At 58.4% G+C, this 18,547-nt stretch carries 16 protein-coding genes and 1 pseudogene; 12 read left to right on the top strand and 5 right to left on the bottom strand.

Annotated features, from left to right (window positions below):
- Positions 1–26 precede the first annotated feature (26 nt).
- Positions 27–3,239 (bottom strand): reductive dehalogenase, encoded by a 3,213-nt coding sequence (locus ACR0CE_RS05735; RefSeq protein ID WP_480831825.1) that lies wholly within the window; start codon positions 3,237–3,239, stop codon positions 27–29.
- 75 nt (positions 3,240–3,314) lie between these two features.
- On the opposite strand from ACR0CE_RS05735, the gene ACR0CE_RS05730 reads away from it, so the two are divergent.
- A complete protein-coding gene (locus ACR0CE_RS05730; protein WP_480831380.1) occupies positions 3,315–4,217 on the top strand; it encodes a LysR family transcriptional regulator in 903 nt (300 codons plus the stop codon).
- Between the two features lie 131 nt (positions 4,218–4,348).
- Complete coding sequence (locus ACR0CE_RS05725) at positions 4,349–5,050, top strand: SDR family oxidoreductase (protein ID WP_480482134.1); 702 nt, start codon at positions 4,349–4,351, stop codon at positions 5,048–5,050.
- 2 nt (positions 5,051–5,052) lie between these two features.
- On the opposite strand, the gene ACR0CE_RS05720 is transcribed toward ACR0CE_RS05725, so the two are convergent.
- The 3 genes from ACR0CE_RS05720 to ACR0CE_RS05710 all read right to left on the bottom strand — a co-directional run bounded on the left by ACR0CE_RS05720 (position 5,053) and on the right by ACR0CE_RS05710 (position 8,364).
- A complete protein-coding gene (locus ACR0CE_RS05720; RefSeq protein ID WP_480831378.1) occupies positions 5,053–6,324 on the bottom strand; it encodes an NAD(P)/FAD-dependent oxidoreductase in 1,272 nt (423 codons plus the stop codon).
- Positions 6,325–6,500: 176 nt separating this feature from the next.
- Entirely contained in the window at positions 6,501–7,658 is a 1,158-nt protein-coding gene (locus ACR0CE_RS05715; RefSeq protein WP_480831377.1) for an acyl-CoA dehydrogenase family protein, read from the bottom strand.
- Positions 7,659–7,800: 142 nt separating this feature from the next.
- Positions 7,801–8,364: a TetR/AcrR family transcriptional regulator gene (locus ACR0CE_RS05710; RefSeq protein WP_480831375.1), complete on the bottom strand. Its 564-nt coding sequence runs from the start codon at positions 8,362–8,364 to the stop codon at positions 7,801–7,803.
- Between the two features lie 303 nt (positions 8,365–8,667).
- Between ACR0CE_RS05710 and ACR0CE_RS05705 the strand changes: the two genes are divergently transcribed.
- The 3 genes from ACR0CE_RS05705 to ACR0CE_RS05695 are packed head-to-tail and all read left to right on the top strand — an operon-like array spanning position 8,668 to position 9,971.
- Positions 8,668–9,132, top strand: coding sequence for a nuclear transport factor 2 family protein (locus ACR0CE_RS05705; protein ID WP_480831373.1), 465 nt, complete (start codon positions 8,668–8,670; stop codon positions 9,130–9,132).
- An 11-nt stretch (positions 9,133–9,143) separates the two neighbouring features.
- Positions 9,144–9,764, top strand: a complete 621-nt coding sequence (locus ACR0CE_RS05700; protein ID WP_480587823.1) for a pyridoxamine 5'-phosphate oxidase family protein — start codon at positions 9,144–9,146, stop codon at positions 9,762–9,764.
- 48 nt (positions 9,765–9,812) lie between these two features.
- Positions 9,813–9,971 carry a hypothetical protein gene (locus tag ACR0CE_RS05695; protein ID WP_480487657.1) on the top strand — a complete coding sequence of 53 codons (159 nt, stop codon included), beginning with the start codon at positions 9,813–9,815 and terminating at the stop codon, positions 9,969–9,971.
- Positions 9,972–9,984: 13 nt separating this feature from the next.
- Here ACR0CE_RS05695 and ACR0CE_RS05690 read toward each other — a convergent pair whose 3' ends face one another.
- Positions 9,985–10,647: a TetR/AcrR family transcriptional regulator gene (locus ACR0CE_RS05690; protein ID WP_480487655.1), complete on the bottom strand. Its 663-nt coding sequence runs from the start codon at positions 10,645–10,647 to the stop codon at positions 9,985–9,987.
- A gap of 65 nt (positions 10,648–10,712) precedes the next feature.
- Between ACR0CE_RS05690 and ACR0CE_RS05685 the strand changes: the two genes are divergently transcribed.
- The 7 genes and pseudogenes from ACR0CE_RS05685 to ACR0CE_RS05655 form a co-directional block, all read left to right on the top strand.
- The gene (locus ACR0CE_RS05685; protein WP_480831370.1) at positions 10,713–12,029 is read left to right on the top strand and encodes a flavin-containing monooxygenase; all 1,317 of its coding nucleotides are present in this window, start codon (positions 10,713–10,715) and stop codon (positions 12,027–12,029) included.
- On the top strand, positions 12,026–12,928 hold the full coding sequence (locus tag ACR0CE_RS05680; protein WP_480831368.1) for a bile acid:sodium symporter family protein: 903 nt from the start codon (positions 12,026–12,028) through the stop codon (positions 12,926–12,928). The genes ACR0CE_RS05685 and ACR0CE_RS05680 overlap by 4 nt, the downstream gene beginning before the upstream one ends.
- Entirely contained in the window at positions 12,925–13,857 is a 933-nt protein-coding gene (locus tag ACR0CE_RS05675; protein ID WP_480831366.1) for an SDR family oxidoreductase, read from the top strand. The genes ACR0CE_RS05680 and ACR0CE_RS05675 overlap by 4 nt, the downstream gene beginning before the upstream one ends.
- Positions 13,854–14,618 (top strand): SDR family NAD(P)-dependent oxidoreductase, encoded by a 765-nt coding sequence (locus ACR0CE_RS05670; RefSeq protein ID WP_480831364.1) that lies wholly within the window; start codon positions 13,854–13,856, stop codon positions 14,616–14,618. Before ACR0CE_RS05675 ends, ACR0CE_RS05670 begins: the two co-directional genes overlap by 4 nt.
- 79 nt (positions 14,619–14,697) lie before the next feature.
- Complete coding sequence (locus ACR0CE_RS05665) at positions 14,698–17,166, top strand: heavy metal translocating P-type ATPase (protein ID WP_480831362.1); 2,469 nt, start codon at positions 14,698–14,700, stop codon at positions 17,164–17,166.
- Positions 17,163–17,552, top strand: coding sequence for a Cu(I)-responsive transcriptional regulator (gene cueR, locus ACR0CE_RS05660; protein WP_480831360.1), 390 nt, complete (start codon positions 17,163–17,165; stop codon positions 17,550–17,552). Before ACR0CE_RS05665 ends, cueR begins: the two co-directional genes overlap by 4 nt.
- 95 nt (positions 17,553–17,647) lie before the next feature.
- Positions 17,648–18,526, top strand: a pseudogene (locus ACR0CE_RS05655) (NAD(P)-dependent oxidoreductase); the annotation flags it as partial.
- Between the last annotated feature and the right edge of the window lie 21 nt (positions 18,527–18,547).

Raw genomic sequence — 18,547 nt, 5'->3', positions numbered from 1 at the left:
GTCCAAAGGTCGCTTTCTGACCATGCTTACAGATCGAGCTCGATCACACCATCCGGCTCCGCAGCGCGGCTTTGGCACAGAATCATCGCCCCTTGGCGCTGCTTTTTGGACAGCACGAAATCCCGATGCTCGACCTCGCCCGAAAGGACGCCACATTTGCACACACCACAGATACCATCGGCGCATTTCACATCCACGTGGAAACCCGCCTCGTTCAGAACCTGCGCGGCATCCTTGTCTGCGGGCACAGGCAACGTTTTACCTGAACGCGCGAGTTTCAGGGTAAATGGATGGTTTTCGTAGTCCGGGGTTTCCGGGACCGAGAAATATTCAAGATGTCGGACCTCTTCGGGGAAACCCTGATGTTCCGCGGCCTGCATGACTCCTTCCATGTACCGATCAGGCCCGCATGTATAGACGTGCCATCCCTGCTGATACCCCGACAGGATCGCATCCAGATCAGCGCGCGAGCCTTCATCCGAGAAATGGTAGTGGACGCGGTTCGCCCAGGGCATCCCCGCCAGATCATCCAGATACCCCGCCCCACCCCGCGTGCTGGCCGAGTAGTGCAACTCGAAATCCATGCCCAATGAATGCAGGCGATGAGCAAATGCGATCATCGGAGTGATTCCGATACCTCCCCCCATCAAAAAGGTTTTGGACGCCTTTTCGTTCAGTTCGAAATGGTTGATGGGTTTCGAGATGAAAACTTTGCGCCCTTCGTTGAAAATTCGGTGCAGCAAAGCCGAGCCACCCCGCCCTTCATCCTCGCGCAGAACACCGATCTGATAAGACCCCCGTTCCGACGGGTCGCCAGACATGGAGTATTGGCGCAGGAACTCTGGCGCGACAAGCACATCCAGATGCGCACCTGCGGACCATTCAGGAAGCGGCGCACCGTCAAGGGAGGAAAACTCATACTTGGTGACATCCGAGGTCATCTTGTCGACCTTGGTCACAGCGACCCGCATCACCGGCGCGTCACCTGCGACCTGATAGCGATGAATGATCGACATATCCCCCGCAGCTTTACGCGCCTTGTACTCTTCGGCTGTCACCAAAGCCTCATAGGCGGCAATTCCTGCCTCGCGATCCATTGCAAACGGATAGGGCCAGGGGTGCGGGGCCAGATAGGCGGGGTAGACCGCCAATGTCTGATCCTCGTATCTAAGGTCCAGTTCCTTTTGCAGATCGCGCCGGTTCAATGGGTGTGTAGTTGGCCGATACGCCCCGTCGGGCTGCAACTCGATATCCCACCACCATTTCTTGGTGTCGTTCAAACCACCATTGCCAACCGCATCATCCAGCTTGGCCAATACCGGTGCCGCCGAGGGGATGTTCATCGCAGCCCAGCGAAATGGGCGCTCCTTGAAGATACCCTCTAGGTTCCAGGGGCAGGTCTTCATGCACCGCCCGCACATCGCGCCTCCCAGAGTGGTCACGCGATAGGTCGCGCATTTCTGGCTGTCGGATTTCCAGATTTCATAGCCGTTGAACATCAGCTTTGGCCCAGCCGTGATCGCGCCCGATGGGCATTCGCGCGCGCATTTGTTGCAAGATTCGCAAAAGCTTTGCAGACCGAAATCAATGGGCCTGTCATGCGTGATCGGCATGTCCGTGGTCACCACGCCTGATTTCAGGCGCGGTCCCAGATAAGGGTTCAGGATCACTTCGCCGATCCGGCTGACCTCGCCCAGACCGGACAGCAACAAAAGCGGAGGTTGCAGAACCTCGCCATCCATCACCGTGTGCGCCTTGGCATTGTAGCCCAGATTGCGGATCTGCTGTGCAATCACGCCACCCAGCAAAGAAAACCTTAGATAGGCACGCATCGATTGGGCGACGCTGATCCAGTCATCACCGCTGGCACCCTCCATCGTCTCATATCCCTGATCGATGATCATGCTGACGGCCTGATCATGGGGCGGCACGATTTCTTCGCCTGTCGCGTCATGGGAATACCAGGCCCATTCTGGGCACCGGCTGAGACCCACCGCATCGACCCCAAGAAAATAGGTCGCAGCCTTGATGTTTGCTGCGTTGCGTTGCGCGTCAGATGGCTTGGTCGCGTCAGCACTTTCACCGTCCTGCAACAGTACAAACGCACCCAAAGCACGGCGTTGGGCAAAGCTGGGCGCGGCCTTGCGCACGTAGTACCCGCCTTTCGCGGCGTCCTGCAATGGCTTCCCCATGTCGCCGAACTGGGCGCGGGCGAACATGTCGGCGCGCTTGGGAACGCGGGCAACGTTCTCTTCGTCGATATAGGTTGTCGGGGCCTCGACCCGTTTGAGCTTTTCGAAGGGATGGGCCCCGTCCACATAGCGTCGTTTGGCGTATGTATCACGGTTGAGGGCGTTCTTGGCAAACCCCGTTCCCAACCACCATGCTGGCCCCTGCGTCTGAAACCAAGGCTGATCGGCCATAGGCTTCAGCGGTTTTTCATGGGCGATCGGCATGTCAGTCGTCACAGCGGCCAAACCAAAGCGCTTGCCCAGCCAGGGCACGACGACCGCTCCATCTTCGACCGAAGCCAACCCGGCGGCCACCGCCAGCTTACCCAAATCCACGTCGGTCGACATCAGGCTGTGCGCCCGCGCGTCAAAGCCCAAAAGGCGGATGTAATTGGCAATGACCACCGCGTTCTCGGTCGCCAGCAGACAGGCACGATGATCCTGCGCGCCGACAATCCAATCAGCGCCGGGTTCGGACGGGTCGGGATTGCGGTTGTGTTCGTAAAGAAAGACGATGCTGTGCCGATGGCTGTCGATCGGCTTGGGCGCGGCCTCCATACTGTCTTTCAGATCAGCCATGATGACGTCGATCCCGGATGCCAGCGTTTTGGTCTGACGTGTGCGCAACGCGTGGGCAAGCCGGTCGATATCGGGATTGCGGCGGGCCTCGGGCAACAGGGCGTCAGATGGCAGCGGTCCGCACCCCAGCATCGACGCATCGTTGAAATAGCCGAACGCTTTAATGTGGTTGGCCCGGTCCTGCGGATTCGATGGAACCTCGGATGCAACCGGGTTCACCATTCCGTCACGGATGGCGTCCATCATCGCCTGAAACTCACGCATCGCATTGACGATGCTGTCAGGGTGTTCCGGTCGGTGGAAACTCAGCTCGGCCATAGGGGGCACAAGCGACAGGTCCGGCATGTCATCTTGCCGGGCCAAACGCTCCAGCGGGTAGCCGCCCATATGAACGGGCCGGTTTCTGTCCGAGAAAAAGCGGATCCCCATCGCATATCTCCTGTTGATGTCCGTCCCGTACCCCGCCATGGACAGCAAATCCATTCATGACTAGTCATAAATAGTATGAGCAAATTCGATTTCATTGACCTCGACGGCAAGGTTCTACGCACTTTTTTGACGATACTCGAGGAAAGCTCGGTCTCGAAAGCCGCAGATCGGCTGGGGGTTACGCAATCGGCCATCAGCCACACGCTGGCCAAGCTCCGGCTGGTGCTGGGCGATCCGTTGTTTGTCCGGTCCGGTCAGGGCCTGACCCCGACCGAGCGCGCCTTGTCCCTGAAGGAGCCCGCGCAAAAGGTGCTGGACGGAATGCGGGCGCTGACCGACGGCCGACCGTTCGACCCGTTGTCGGAACAGATCCACATCCGCATCGCCACCAATGACATGCCACGAGAACTGATCTTTCCACAGCTGCTGCGTGACACCCGCGCCGAGGGCGTGCGCCTGCGGTTGGAGTTCATCCCATCGGGTGTGCCCGACCCCGAATTGTTGCGCAGCGACCGGTGCCAGTTGATGCTAACCCCGCTGCCGCCCGACGGACCGGATATTTTCCAGAAAAGACTGATCGAAAGCCCGCTGATGGTGTTCTACGACGCCACGCAACGCACGCCCCCGGACAGCTGGCAGGACTATTGCCACAGCGACCATGTCGAAGTGCGCTTTGCCGATGGCCGAAACGCCCGTGCCGTTATGCGCGGCGTTGATCAAAGCCAGATCAATCCTGCGGTTGTAACCCTGCCGCATTTCAACGCGATCCCGGCCTTTGTGCAGGGCAGCGACCTGATCTCGACAGATACGGCACTGATGAAACAGGGCCCACTTGCCGCGCTGGATTGCGCACCTTTACCCTTCGCCTGTCCCCCTGTGTCCATCTACATGGTCTGGCATCAAAGATCGGCCAATGACCCCGCCCACCGCTGGTTACGCGACCGGATAGAAGCCATCGCAGCGTCCCTTCAGACCTGAGACAGCCGTCAGCTGCGCATAACAAAGGCCAGGTTCGGCTGCGGGACACGGTTACGAGTACTCAACAAAACGGATTGGTCAAACCGCAATTCATTCGCCATCCTGAAACCAAATCAAAACGGAGACGTCAGATGGAGAAAGTAGCACTGATCACAGCAGGCGGCAGCGGCATGGGCGCGGATTCCGCGAGGCGGCTGGCCGCGGACGGTTTCAAGGTCGGGATTCTGTCATCCTCGGGCAAGGGCGAAGCGCTGGCGCATGAGTTGGGAGGCGTCGGTGTAACCGGCTCGAACCAGTCCACGGAGGATCTGCAAAAGCTTGTTGATGCGGCCATGGCCCATTGGGGGCGTATTGACGTTCTGGTCAATTCCGCTGGTCACGGCCCCCGTGCCCCGATCCTTGAGTTGACGGACGAAGATTGGCACACCGGTATGGATGTCTATTTCATGAATGCCGTCCGCCCCTCGCGGCTTGTGACGCCGATCATGCAAGCGCAGGGCGGTGGATCGATCATCAATATCTCAACCTTCGCTGCATTCGAACCTGACCCGGTTTTCCCGACCTCAGGCGTGTTTCGCGCCGGGCTGGCCGCGTTCACCAAACTGTTCTCGGACAAATACGCTGCCGAAAACATCCGCATGAACAACATCCTGCCCGGTTTCATTGACAGCCTGCCCGAAAAAGAAGAATTCCGCGCGCGCATTCCCATGGGGCGCTATGGGCGCAGTTATGACGAGGTCGCCTCGGTCGTTGCCCTGCTGGCATCCGAAGGCGGTGGCTACATCACCGGGCAGAATATCCGGGTTGATGGTGGCATCACCCGCTCGGTCTGAATTCAGATCCGCGCCTTTATCAGATGCGTCAGCGCCGCGCCGGATTCAAAAAAGGCGCGGCGCACGCGCGTCCAGCTTTCGCGATGCTCATGCACCGCAGGAACGGGCAAAAGCGAAAGCTCACCTGCAAGAAGACTTTTGGCCATCATTCGACCGAACACCGTGCCGGGGCCAATACCACGGCCGGAATATCCGTGCGCGGCTAGAGCGTTGGGGCCAATCTGCGTGATTTTCGGGATATGGTCCGAGGTCATGGCAATCCGCCCGTGCCAACCCTGTTCAAACGGCTGATCTGCAAGCTGAGGATAAAGCTCGGCCAGTTTGCGTCGGACCCAGCTGACATGCACACTGCGACCCGCATTCCCCAGATCGCCCATGCCGCCAATGATCATCCGCCCCGCCTGATCCAGCCGGAACGACGTCATGATCAGCCCGGTATCCCAGCACCCTTCTGCCTGCGGCAGGATGCTGGCGCGCAGATTATGCGACAACGGGGTCGTTGCGTATTGAAAGTAATAAACGGGAACATAGGCAGGCGCAGTATCTGGCAAGCCAAGGTGATAGGCGTTGGTTGCCTGAATGACGGACCTCGCCCGTACGTTCCCGCCCGGTGTCGTCAATACCCATTGCCCACCTTCGTGCCGAAGGGTCTGTACCGGGCTTTGTTCATGGATCTGCGCCCCGGCCTGAGACGCGGCACGCGCCAATCCCATGACATAAGCCAAGGGTTGTATGGTTCCTGCGCGAGGATCGAACAACGCCCCATGGAAAGCATCGCTACCGGTCCGGTCACGGGCCTGATCCACCGACAGCAGCGCTACCGGCGCGCCAGTCTCGCTTAGCTGGGCATGGCGCGTTTGCAGGTCCTTCAGCCCCGAGGCGGAATGCGCGCAATGCAGGGTTCCGTTGCGAATGGGTTCGCATGTGATGCCGTGTTCTTCGATCAGGGAAAAAACGTCCGACGGTGCCTTGCCCAGCAGATCGATCAGGCGATCGCCAGCCTCTGCACCGATATGCGCGCGGATGTCATCCGGTGGCAGCCACAGCCCGGCATTGACCAGACCGACATTGCGCCCCGACCCGCCAAACCCGATCTTCTGCGCTTCCACCAAACAGACCGAAGCGCCGGACCGGGCTGCCGTCAAGGCAGCTGAACACCCTGTATATCCGCCACCTATGATAGCCAGATCAACGGTTGTATCACTACCCAGCGGCAGAGCTATGACTGCTTCGGTACATGTAGTCCGCCACAGGGCTTGTTCGGGATCGTTCACGTCAGACCTCTGAGTCTTTTCGGCGGATCATCATACCGCTGCACGTCCTTTGCAAGTGGGCAACTGCGGTCGGGTCAGCAACGAAAAAACCCCGTAAACACGGGCTTGCGGGGTCCAACAGAAGCGAACATTCCGTCAGGAATGATGACATCCGGCAAGAGGCTGCCCGGATACCTTCAGACGTCGAGCGACCTTGCAATCACCTCTTTCATGACCTCGTTCGTGCCGCCGTAAATCATCTGCACGCGCGCGTCTGCGTAGAGGCGGGCAATCGGATACTCCATCATAAAACCGTAACCGCCGAACAGCTGCAGGCATTCGTGCATGATTTCGTTCTGCACCTCCGAGCCCCAGTATTTGGCCATCGAGGCGGTTGCCGCGTCCAGTTCGCCTGCCTCCAGCTTGCCTATACAGTCATTGACGAAACTGCGCAGCACCTCGGCCTTGGTCTTGCATTCTGCAAGCTTGAAACGCGTGTTCTGGAAATCCATCACCCGCTGACCGAACGCTTTGCGCTCCTGCACGTACTTTACCGTTTCGGCAATGGCAAAATCGATCGAACCCAGCGCCATGATCGCGATGTTCAGCCGTTCCCACGGCAGTTGCTTCATCAGCTGGTAAAACCCCTGCCCTTCCTCGGGGCCCAACAGGTTTGTCATCGGCACTTTGACATCTTCGAAGAACAGCTCGGCCGTGTCGTTGCCCTTCATCCCCAGTTTCTTGAGGTTGCGCCCCCTGCGAAACCCCTCGGCCCCTTCGGTTTCGACCGCGATCAATGACACACCCCGCGCGCCCTCGGACTTGTCAGTCTTGGCGGCCACGATGATCAGATCCGCCGTCTGGCCATTCGTGATGAAGATTTTCGAGCCATTCAGCCGGTAGGAGTTTCCGTCCTTCTCGGCCGTTGTGCGCACAGCCTGAACATCCGAGCCGGTGCTGGGTTCCGTCATGGCAAGTGCGCCGACCACCTCACCCGAAGCCAGTTTGGGCAGCCATTTCCGTTTCTGATCTTCGCTGCCATAGGCGGTAAGATAGTGGGTCACGATCGACTGAATACCATAGCCCCAGCCAGCGTCGCCCCGTGCACCCTGTTCGTACGCGGTGATGGCGTCAAAGCCCATACCGCCGCCGACGCCGCCATATTCTTCGGGGATTGCACCAGCCATCAGGCCGGTTTCACCAGCCTTGCGCCAGAAGTCGCGATCAACGGCCCCGTTTTCAATCCAGGCTTCGATATTCGGTGACAGTTCATCATCCATGAATCGGCCAGCCATATCCGCAAACATGCGGTGTTCGTCAGTGATCCATGCCGCGGTCGAAGTGAAAAGTGACATCAAAGGCTCTCCAATCTGTCTTTCGCGAAAGCCTAGCGTTCAGCCCGATTCCCGCCAATCCACGTGACGTGGCGTTCCGACTTCGAACAACGCAACGTTTCTTTGCTAGGTAACTTTAAGAACCTGCTTGTTTTAAAGGAAATTAACTCAGCGCCAATGCCAGCAAATGCTGTGCCGCATCTCTGGCGTCTTCCGCAGGATCACAATTCTTGAGCAAAACCGCAGACACGATTGCCCCTTCCTGCAACAACACGATTTGGCTGGCGAGTTTCTGAGGATCACGCGCACCAGCCTGTTCGGCGACGGAAGTGAAATGCTCCAGCAACAGCTGTTTATGTTCGGCTGCCTGCACATGGATCGGATGGTCTGTTTCCTGATATTCTGCCCCGGCCTTGATGAACATGCAGCCCCGGAACCCATCCTCTTCGAACCATTCCTTCAAGGCATCAAAACTAGCGATGAGTTGCCCGGCCGGTGTTTCTGCCATCTCTTCGATGCGCCGATAGAACCACTCGCGAAAATTCTCATCCCGCAGACGCAGAGCGGCTACAATCAGGTCTTCTTTAGTGCGGAAATGTTTGTACATCGACGTTTTCGAAACGCCCGTTTCCGCCACCAGCTTATCCATGCCGGTCGCGTGAAACCCGTCGCGGTAAAAAACCTTCAGGGCTTTGCTGACAAGTTCATCCCGTTTGTTTGGACGCATGATTCGGCTCCATGGTGTACCGTTCTGTACATATTGCCCCGAAACATGAAGTACAACCGGCCTCACACAAAGCATTGTTTTCATTAGAACTCACGACTCGCCCTGAACCGCGCGAAAAATTTTCTGCTTTTCCTCTTGCAAAAGTTAACAGATCGGTACACCTTATTGCAAAGTTAACCGATCAGTACACCAGAGGATTTGACCGATGAAACGTCGCGCCAGCATTTTCCCCCCTCAGTACGTTCCATTTCTTCTGACACTGGCCATTCTTGCCGCTTCTCTGACCTGAAAGCCCCCTGCACCATGTCTCGACCCCCTCTTCCCCCGTTCACGTTGGAAACTGCCACGCAAAAAGTGCGCATGGCAGAGAATGCCTGGAACAGCCGCGATCCCGACCGCGTCACCCCCGCATACACAGATGACAGTCAGTGGAGAAACCGGGCGGAATTTCTATCAGGGCATGACGAAATTCACGCCTTCCTAAGCCGTAAATGGCACAAGGAACTGGAGTATCGGCTGATCAAGGAACTCTGGGCCTTTACCGGTAATCGCATCGCAGTGCGTTACGCTTACGAGTGGCACGACGATAGCGGTCAGTGGTTCCGGTCATATGGCAACGAGAATTGGGAATTTGCCGAAGACGGACGCATGTCGCATCGGCATGCCTCGCTGAATGATCACCCCATAGCCGAAAGCGACCGCTTGTTTCATTGGCCATTGGGTGAACGCCCCGATGACCATCCCGAGTTGTCTGATCTGGGTCTTTGAAAGGACATACTGTGCCGCGTGCGTTTTCAGAACTGACCTTCACCCCAACCGTCCGCGCCCATCAGGAGCGGATGGGATCGGCAAAAACCTATGCCAAATTCATTGAAGGTGGCCCGCAACAGGGCCATCTGATCGGCGAACCCGAAAAACAGTTCATTCAGGCGCGCGACGGGTTTTATCAATCCTCGGTGTCTGAAACAGGCTGGCCTTATGTGCAGTATCGCGGCGGGCCGGTCGGGTTTCTTAAGGTGCTGGGGCCGCAAACCATCGGATATGCCGATTTTTCAGGCAACAAACAGTATATCTCGCGCGGAAATCTGGATGGCAACGATCGGGTCGCGATGATCCTGATGGATTATGCCAATCAACACCGTTTGAAGATCCTGGGGCGTGTCGAATTCACGGAAGGTCAAGCAGCGGCAGCCAGCTTGTATCCGGAGGGGGCCGAAGCCCCCGCAGAGCGGGCCGCGATCATTCGAGTTGAGGCGCTTGACTGGAACTGCCCACGCCACATCACGCCGCGTTTCACCGAAGCCGAACTGCGCCCGCATCTAAACAGTTTAGGCCAGCAACTGGCCCAGTTGCAGGCCGAAAATGAAAGGCTGAGACAAGAACTGTCAAAGCTCTCGTGATGCGCAAGACACCGCAAACTTTGTTGAGTATTTACAGGGAATAATCCAATGGTTCGTTCGGTCTTTCAGCTTTCTGCGGCGTTCCTTGCCGGAGCAGCCCTGATCCTTATGATCATGATGTTTGGTTTCTTTGCTTCACCCAGCGCCGTCCGGACGTCACCACCTTCTGTGTTCAGCACCATCCTGTTCAACCATTTGCAGCAATAGCAATGCTGCGCGTTCAACCGCGACTGGTCTGAACCATCGCTTCGATACCGGCTGCACAAAATTCGATCAGGCGTTCCACCTCTGACACTCCGCCGCCATGCGACAGGGCCCCGACCCGCCAACCACTGTTGAGATGCGCCAGCATTGCCGACACGGAATAGACCTGGCCGCTGGCCAGCAGCGCAGGGTCAACATCCGGATAAAGCGCAGCGATTTCGTCGATAAAATGCCGGGCGGTCGGGTCGAAACACTCAGCCGCGATATCGCGCCAGCGGGGATCGACCGAGACATGCGCCACAAGGCGCCCATACGCCATCCATCCCGAACCGCCTGTTTCTGCCAGTTCCACATAAGGCCGGATAAAACTGTCCAGAATGCTGCGCAATGTTAGCGGACCTGCTTTTCTTGCCTTGGCCAGCGCATCGGTTCTGATTTGTGCCAGCTTGCCCGCACGGCGTTCGATCGCTCGAAAAAACAGCTCTTCCTTGCCGCCGCCATGGTGATGAACAAGGCCAACCTGAACCCCTGCAAGCGCAGCGATATCGCGGATCGACGCGCCTTCGAATCCGCGTTCGGCAAAGACTGTTTCGGCCGCGTCCATGATCCGCGCTTTGGTTTCCAAAGACCGCTTGGACGGTGCTCTTTGTCTTGGCTTTTCTACGTTTTTCAGCGTCATAAAATTCACCTTGCCTTATTTTGGTCGTTCGTTCAATTTAAACCTCACGAACTTTGGGAGGGTTCATGACAGAAACGCGCGACACATTCGCCCTGATTGGGGCGGGGCCAATGGGTTTGGCCGCGGCCAAGGTGCTGAAAGAACAGGGAATCGCATTTCAGGGGTTTGAGTTGCATTCGGATGTGGGCGGTTTGTGGGATATCGATGCCCCAAGATCAACCATGTACGAGTCGGCGCACCTGATCTCATCCAAGCGTATGACCGAATTTGCGGATTTCCCCATGGATGACGCGGTTGCCGAGTACCCCTCGCACCGGGCGATGCGCGACTATTTCCGCGCATTTGCGGACCGTTTCGGGTTGCGTGAGGGTTACAAATTCAATGCAGAAGTCACTCAGGTCGCTCCGCTGGGCAATCCGGGTGACGGTTGGCGCGTGTGCTGGCGAGACCAAGATGGCGACCATCAGGCCGAATATGCCGGCGTACTCATTGCGAACGGTACCCTGTCGGAACCGAATGTACCCAGCTTTCCGGGTACATTTGACGGCGAGTTGATCCATGCCTCGCAATATCGGTACCCAAGCCAATTCGACGGCAAGCGTGTGCTGGTCGTGGGCGCAGGCAATTCCGGCTGTGACATCGCAGTCGACGCCATCCACCACGCGAAACGCTGCGATCTGTCGATGCGGCGCGGGTATTATTTCGTCCCGAAATACGTCTTTGGCAAACCCGCTGACACAATAGGTGGAAAGATCCGTCTGCCGATGTGGCTGAAGCGTAAGGTCGACAGCCTGATCCTTGGCTGGTTTGTCGGCGATCCACAGAAATACGGCTTTCCCAAACCGGGTTACAAGCTGTACGAAAGCCACCCCGTGGTGAATTCGCTGGTTCTGTATCACGCAGGCCATGGCGATCTGAGCATCCGCCCGGATATCGCCCGGCTGAAGGGCCTCACCGTGCATTTCAAGGACGGCTCCTGCGACGACTATGACATGATCCTCGCCGCGACCGGATACAAACTGCATTACCCGTTCATCGACAAGGGCCTGCTGAACTGGCAGGGCGACGCCCCGCATCTGTATTTGAACACGATACATCCCGAACGGGACGATCTGTTCGTGCTGGGCATGGTCGAGGCCACGGGCCTGGGCTGGCAGGGAAGGCACGAGCAGGCCGAGATGGTGGCGCGCTACATCAAAGGGCTTCGACACGGCTGCCCCGTGGCAGCCGATCTGCACGCAGAAAAGCAAAAAGACTATGCGCGCGCCACCGGAGGCATGAACTATATCGACCTGCCCCGCATGGCCTATTACGTGGACAAGAATACCTACAGAAAGGCTGTCACCGGCTGGATCGACCGGCTGCGGAAGGCAGCCGCATGAGTGGTATTGACCAGATCACACTGAATTTCAGTCCGGCGTCTCTGACGCTGTTGAATGCTATTCTGGCAATCGTGATGTTCTCGATTGCCATCGACCTTACGCCTCGGGATTTTGACCGTTTAAGGCGCGCACCCAAACCAGTGGTTGTCGGATTGTTTTCACAACTCGTCGTCCTGCCTGCGCTGACCTTTGTGATGGTGTGGATTACCACACCGCAACCGTCAATTGCGCTTGGCCTGATCCTTGTCGCGGCCTGCCCAGGGGGCAATATCTCGAACTTCATCACCCACCGCGCGGGCGGGAATGCAGCGCTTTCGGTGTCGATGACAGCCTTCGCCACCATCTGTGCGATCTTCATGACACCTTTCAATATTGCGCTTTGGGGTGGGCTTTACCCTCCGACCCGCGCAATCCTGCAACAGACCCAGATCGACCCAATGCAGATCGCAATCCTGGTCGGTCTGATGCTGATCCTGCCGCTGGTTCTGGGAATTACGCTGAATCAACACCTCCCCGCCTTGACGGCACGGTTGCGCGCACCGCTGCAACTTCTGTCGATGGGTATCTTTGCTGGGTTTATCGTACTTGCTCTGGCTGCCAACTGGGGGTTTTTCCTTGGGTTTGCCGGGGCTGTTGCCGGGCTTGTAATCCTTCACAATGCCCTGGCGCTGGGGGGTGGTTGGGTTGTGGCCACTCTGACCGGGTTGTCCCCCTTTGATCGCCGCGCCATCACCATTGAGACCGGCATTCAAAACTCCGGACTTGGGCTCGTCCTGATCTTTGCATTCTTCAACGGTCTTGGCGGCATGGCCGTGGTCGCTGCATTCTGGGGAGTATGGCACGCTATTTCGGGCCTGGCTTTGGCTTCGGTCATGGCACGAACCGAGGCCGCGCGATGACCCGCATCCTGATTACCGGCGCTGCCGGGATGGTCGGGCAAGCGCTGTTGCCCGCATTTGTTGGGCACGAGGTCTTTGCAACCGATCTGAAACGCCCGGTTAACCTGCCGGAAGACGCCTCATTTTTGTCCATGGATGTTACAACCGACGCTCCTGCACGTGTGATTGCCAAGGTGAATCCGGATGTGATTGTGCATTTGGCTTCTGTCGTAACGCCGCCGCCGAAGATGGGGCGCGCGACAGCCTATGCTGTCGATGTCGAAGGCACGCGAAATGTGGTGAATGCCGCCATCGCAAACGGGGTGCGCAGACTGGTCGTTACGTCTTCCGGTGCCGCTTATGGCTATCATGCAGACAGTCCTGTGCCGTTGCGCGAAGACGACCCATTGCGCGGCAACCCCGAGTTTCCCTATTCAGATCACAAGCGTCAGGTCGAAGAGATTTTGGCCGAAGCCCGCAGTGCCGCCCCGGATCTTGAGCAGGTTGTTTTGCGCGTTGGAACGGTTCTGGGGGCTGGAACCGAAAACCAGATCACCGCCCTGTTTCGCAAACCCCGTTTGCTGGCGGTGTCCGGCAGCGAAAGCCCGTTTGTCTTTATCTGGACCCAGGATCTGGCACGCATCCTTCAGCGCGCAGCAACCGACGGGCCAGCCGGGATTTACAACGTCGCCGGTGACGGAACGATGGGCGTGACCGACCTGGCCTACGCTATGGGAAAACCGGTTCTGCGTCTGCCCGCATGGGTGCTGAAAGCGGCCCTAGCCGTGGCGCGCCCACTGAGTTTATCTCGCTATGGGCCGGAACAGGTACGGTTCCTTCAATATCGGCCAGTTCTGGATAATTCCGCCCTGAAATCTGAATTCGGCTATGTGCCCGAAAAATCCAGCGCCGAGGTTTTTGCGCTCTGGCAACGGCAGGCCGGGTTATGAAGACCGCAGTCATCTCTGGCGGTGCGGGCGGTTTGGGACAAGCTTTGAGCCGTGCACTGCAAGCCCGTGGGTGGCGGGTGGTGCTGTTGGATCTTGATGTGTCCGGCCTGCAAACAGAACAGAACCAACTGCCAATTGCCTGTGATCTGACTGACCCCGAACAGCTTGCCAACGCAGCTCAAAGGGCGATCACGTCAAGCGGCAGCATTGATCTGGTCATCTACAACGCCGGGGTTACGCAAATTCGGGGGTTTGACCGGTCTGACACGGCCAGTCACCGTGCACTGTTTGATATCAACTATTTTGCAGCTGTTGAGATGGCTCGCGTATTCTTGCAGCCTCTCCGCGCGTCAAAGGGAACACATCTGGCGATCTCGTCGGTGGCTGGTTTCGCTCCGCTCTGCCATCGCACGGCTTATGCAGCCTCAAAACACGCGCTTGAGGGTTTTTTCAAATCGCTTCGATCCGAAGAAAAGCCACATGGCGTTCAGGTTCAGATTGCAGCGCCGTCTTTTGTGGCCACCAACCCCGGCAACGCAATGGAGCAACCCGATGGAACCGCGCGCCCCGGATCGGCCAAGGACGGAATGGACGAAATGAGCCCCGAGAGTGCCGCCATGGCAATCCTGCGCGGACTGGACAAATCGCAGCCCATGATCCCGGTCGGTCGCGTTGCACACATATCGTGGTGGTTCAACCGACTGTCACCACGCCTGTATCAGCGCTTAATGGAGCGTAACATGCGCGGGCCCGGGTCGTAGAATTTCGCCGCGACCCCCTTGACCTTCCCGTCACTGGAACCCCCATCTGGAGGGCAGAAAACCACTTGGGATGAGTCGCATGGCGCAAGAAGCACTGACAGAACTGAAAATCACCGGCATGGGATGCGCATCCTGTGTGGGCCGTGTCGAGGCTGCACTGCGTGATGTGTCTGGTGTTGATGCGGCCTCGGTCAATTTCGCGACCAAAACAGCGCAGGTGGCATTTGACGGGCCGGTCTCGGCACTGACAGCGGCGCTGGATGCAGCTGGCTATCCGGCTGAAACTAGTGAAGCGGATCTGAGTTTCGAGGGCATGAACTGCGCATCCTGCGTTGGCAAGATCGAGCGCGCGTTGGCATCCACCGCTGGCGTGATCGAAGCACAGGTCAATCTGGCAACTCGGACGGCCACGGTAACTTATGCTATAGCGGCAACTACACCCGAGGCGCTGGCTCAGGTTGTTACCGAAATTGGATACCCCGCGCGTATCCAAGGCGTTGCGGAACCAGAAAGCCGGGAAGACGGTGAAATTCAGCGGCTGGTCCGTTCCACAATACTGGCAGCGGCACTAGCCCTGCCCGTATTCATTCTTGAGATGGGCGGGCACATGATCCCCGCCTTCCACCATTGGATACAGGCGACCATTGGAACGCAGACGAGCCATTTGATTCAGTTTGCCCTGACCTCGGCTTTGCTGATCGGACCGGGCCGTGTGTTTTACCGCAAAGGTATCCCGTCGCTGTTGCAAGGCACGCCGGACATGAACGCGTTGGTAGCGCTTGGGACCGGCGCGGCTTATCTGTATTCGGTCACGGCCACATTCGCGCCCGGCCTGCTGCCGCAAGGTACCGCCAATGTCTATTTCGAAGCGGCCGCGGTGATCGTGGTTCTGATCCTGCTCGGCCGGTTGATGGAGGCGCGCGCCAAAGGCAAAACAGGAGCTGCGATCCGAAAACTGGTGGGTTTGCAACCAAAAACCGCGCGGGTCGAACTGGATGGACAGATACAGGACCGGCCAATCGCCGAAATTGTTGTCGGAGATATCCTGCACATCCGCCCCGGCGAGCGTGTACCGGTGGATGCCGAAGTGCTTGAAGGCACCTCTTACGTCGATGAAAGCATGATCACGGGCGAACCAGTGCCTGTTGGCAAGTCGGCAGGCGCGCCTGTTGTCGGCGGCACCGTGAATGGCACCGGCGCTTTACGGGTAAGCGCTACCCGCGTCGGCGGCGACACGGCTCTGGCACAGATCATTCGAATGGTGCAGCAGGCGCAGGGCGCGAAGCTGCCGATCCAGGGGTTGGTGGATCGGATTACCTATCGCTTTGTTCCTGCGGTCATCGCTGTTGCGGTGATCACCGTCGCGCTCTGGCTGATCTTCGGCCCCAGCCCGGCCCTTCCCCTGGCGCTTGTCGCAGGTGTTTCAGTTCTGATCATCGCCTGCCCCTGCGCTATGGGGTTGGCGACCCCAACCTCGATCATGGTGGGCACCGGGCGTGCGGCAGAACTCGGGGTTTTGTTCCGCAAGGGGGATGCGTTGCAACAGCTTCAGCAGGCGCGCGTCATTGCGTTGGACAAGACCGGAACCCTGACGCTGGGGCGCCCCGAACTGGACAGCGTGACTACGGCGAAAGGATTTGACCGGGAGGAGGTTCTGCGGCTGACTGCAGCCCTTGAGGCACGGTCGGAACACCCGATCGCATCCGCCATCACCCGCGCGGGGCCCGCGACACTGCCAGAGGTATCGGATGTCCGTTCGCTTACCGGGCTTGGCCTGCAAGGGTTGGTTGAAAGCCGCGACGTGTTGATCGGGTCGCACCGGTTGATGCAGCAGCGTGGGATCACCCTTGGAGCCCTGGCGGATGAGGCAGAAGCCCGTGCCGCACAGGGGGCAACCCCTCTGTTCGTCGCTCTGGGTGGGCAGGCAGCGGCCACTTTGTCCGTTTCCGACCCGATCAAGCCCGGCACAGTGGAAGCGCTGGAACGGTTGCACCAGATGGGTTTGACCGTGGCCATGATCACGGGTGACAACGCACGCACGGCGCGGGCTCTGGCCGACCGGCTGGGGATTGATCATGTCACTGCCGAGGTACTGCCTGATGGCAAGGTAGACGCAATCACGGCCTTAAGGGACCGGTTCGGAGTGCTGGCCTTTGTCGGTGACGGGATCAACGACGCCCCCGCTCTGGCGGCGGCTGATATCGGCATCGCCATCGGAACCGGCACGGATGTGGCCATCGAAACAGCCGACGTTGTCCTCATGTCCGGTGATTTGCGGGGCGTCGCGAATGCGACCGAGATCAGCCGCCGGACAATGAGGAATATTCGCCAGAATTTGGGCTGGGCCTTCGGATACAATGTCCTTCTGATACCGGTGGCTGCCGGTGCGCTGTACCCGTTTGGCGGCTATCTGCTGTCCCCGGCGCTGGCAGCTGGTGCAATGGCACTATCGAGCGTTTTTGTGGTCTCGAATGCGCTGCGCCTGCGCCGTATTCGCGCTAGCGTGCCGGAAGCCTCAGGTACGGCCACCAAAGAGGTGCGCGCATGAATATCGGAGATGTTTCCACGCGCACCGGCCTGCCCGCCAAGACGATCCGGTATTATGAGGACATCAACCTGATCAAACCAATGCGCGACGACAATGGCTACCGCCGGTTTCGCGACCAGGACGTGCACAAGCTGAACTTTCTGGGCCGCGCCCGGGCGCTTGGGTTCACCATCGAGGATTGCCGGACCCTGCTGGCACTCTACGAAGATGAAACCCGTGCCAGTGCCGACGTGAAACAGGTTGCACGCGATCATCTTGTTCAGATTGAAACCAAGATCTCTGACCTGAACGCCATGCGCGATACGCTGAGCCATCTGATCGAGGCCTGCGCGGGGGACGACCGGCCCGATTGCCCAATCCTGCGAGATCTGGGCGGGAAAGGCTGACTTGGGGTTGCCCTTTGGGCGCAGCTTTGCTTTGTCTTCGCCAGAGATTTCGGTCAGGCCTGTTTCGCTAAAGCCGACCGAACAGCGGAGAGGATCACAAAATGGCAAAAGTCGCGTTCCTTGGCCTTGGTGTCATGGGCTATCCCATGGCCGGACATCTGCAAGCCGCAGGCCATGACGTCACCGTTTACAACCGTACGACCACCAAGGCCGAGGCCTGGGTCGCGCAGCATGGCGGCGCGATGGCGACCACTCCGAAAGGCGCCGTCAAGAGTGCTGAGTTTGTCATGGCCTGCGTCGGCAATGACGACGACCTTCGCGCGGTTTGCACCGGAGAGGGCGGCGCGTTTCAGGGCATGTCCGACGGGGCCATTTTTGTCGACCACACGACAGTTTCAGCAAAGGTCACACGCGAGCTCTACGCTGCTGGCCAATCTCAGGGTATCGCTTTTGTAGACGCCCCTGTTTCGGGTGGTCAGGCAGGTGCTGAAAACGGCGTTCTCTCGATAATGTGTGGCGGTGATCAGGCAGCTTATGATGCGGCTGAGCCGGTGATGAATGTCTATTCCAAAATCTGCCGTCGACTCGGAGCCAGCGGCGCGGGCCAGATGACCAAGATGTGCAACCAGATCGCGATTGCCGGTCTGGTTCAGGGTCTCAGCGAAGCCTTGCACTTTGCCGAAAAAGCGGGCCTGGACGGGAAGGCCGTTGTTGAGGTGATCAGCCAGGGTGCGGCTGGCAGCTGGCAGATGTCAAACCGGTATGAAACCATGCTGAATGATCAGTTCGAACATGGCTTTGCTGTGGACTGGATGCGCAAGGATCTGGGGATTTGTCTGGATACGGCCAATGAAACCGGTGCGTCTCTGCCGGTGACCGCTCTGGTCGATCAGTTCTACAAGGACGTGCAGAAACTGGGCGGCGGGCGATGGGACACGTCATCGCTGTTCAAACGTTTGCGTGCCTTGGATTAAGGGGTCGGGGGGCTGTCTGCC

The sequence above is a fragment of the Ruegeria sp. L11 genome, from assembly GCF_056531755.1.
The sequence above is the reverse complement of the archived record's forward strand: the minus strand, read 5'-3'. Positions and strand labels throughout refer to the sequence as shown.

Bases quoted from the DNA above. Each gene is read 5' to 3' on its own strand.
- ACR0CE_RS05665 (WP_480831362.1), top strand. From the start codon at position 14,698: ATGGCGCAAGAAGCACTGACAGAACTGAAAATCACCGGCATGGGATGC.
- ACR0CE_RS05690 (WP_480487655.1), bottom strand. From the start codon at position 10,647: ATGACGCTGAAAAACGTAGAAAAGCCAAGACAAAGAGCACCGTCCAAG.
- ACR0CE_RS05710 (WP_480831375.1), bottom strand. From the start codon at position 8,364: ATGCGTCCAAACAAACGGGATGAACTTGTCAGCAAAGCCCTGAAGGTT.
- ACR0CE_RS05685 (WP_480831370.1), top strand. From the start codon at position 10,713: ATGACAGAAACGCGCGACACATTCGCCCTGATTGGGGCGGGGCCAATG.
- ACR0CE_RS05715 (WP_480831377.1), bottom strand. From the start codon at position 7,658: ATGTCACTTTTCACTTCGACCGCGGCATGGATCACTGACGAACACCGC.
- ACR0CE_RS05735 (WP_480831825.1), bottom strand. From the start codon at position 3,239: ATGGGGATCCGCTTTTTCTCGGACAGAAACCGGCCCGTTCATATGGGC.
- ACR0CE_RS05705 (WP_480831373.1), top strand. From the start codon at position 8,668: ATGTCTCGACCCCCTCTTCCCCCGTTCACGTTGGAAACTGCCACGCAA.
- cueR (WP_480831360.1), top strand. From the start codon at position 17,163: ATGAATATCGGAGATGTTTCCACGCGCACCGGCCTGCCCGCCAAGACG.
- ACR0CE_RS05675 (WP_480831366.1), top strand. From the start codon at position 12,925: ATGACCCGCATCCTGATTACCGGCGCTGCCGGGATGGTCGGGCAAGCG.
- ACR0CE_RS05670 (WP_480831364.1), top strand. From the start codon at position 13,854: ATGAAGACCGCAGTCATCTCTGGCGGTGCGGGCGGTTTGGGACAAGCT.
- ACR0CE_RS05730 (WP_480831380.1), top strand. From the start codon at position 3,315: ATGAGCAAATTCGATTTCATTGACCTCGACGGCAAGGTTCTACGCACT.
- ACR0CE_RS05725 (WP_480482134.1), top strand. From the start codon at position 4,349: ATGGAGAAAGTAGCACTGATCACAGCAGGCGGCAGCGGCATGGGCGCG.
- ACR0CE_RS05695 (WP_480487657.1), top strand. From the start codon at position 9,813: ATGGTTCGTTCGGTCTTTCAGCTTTCTGCGGCGTTCCTTGCCGGAGCA.
- ACR0CE_RS05680 (WP_480831368.1), top strand. From the start codon at position 12,026: ATGAGTGGTATTGACCAGATCACACTGAATTTCAGTCCGGCGTCTCTG.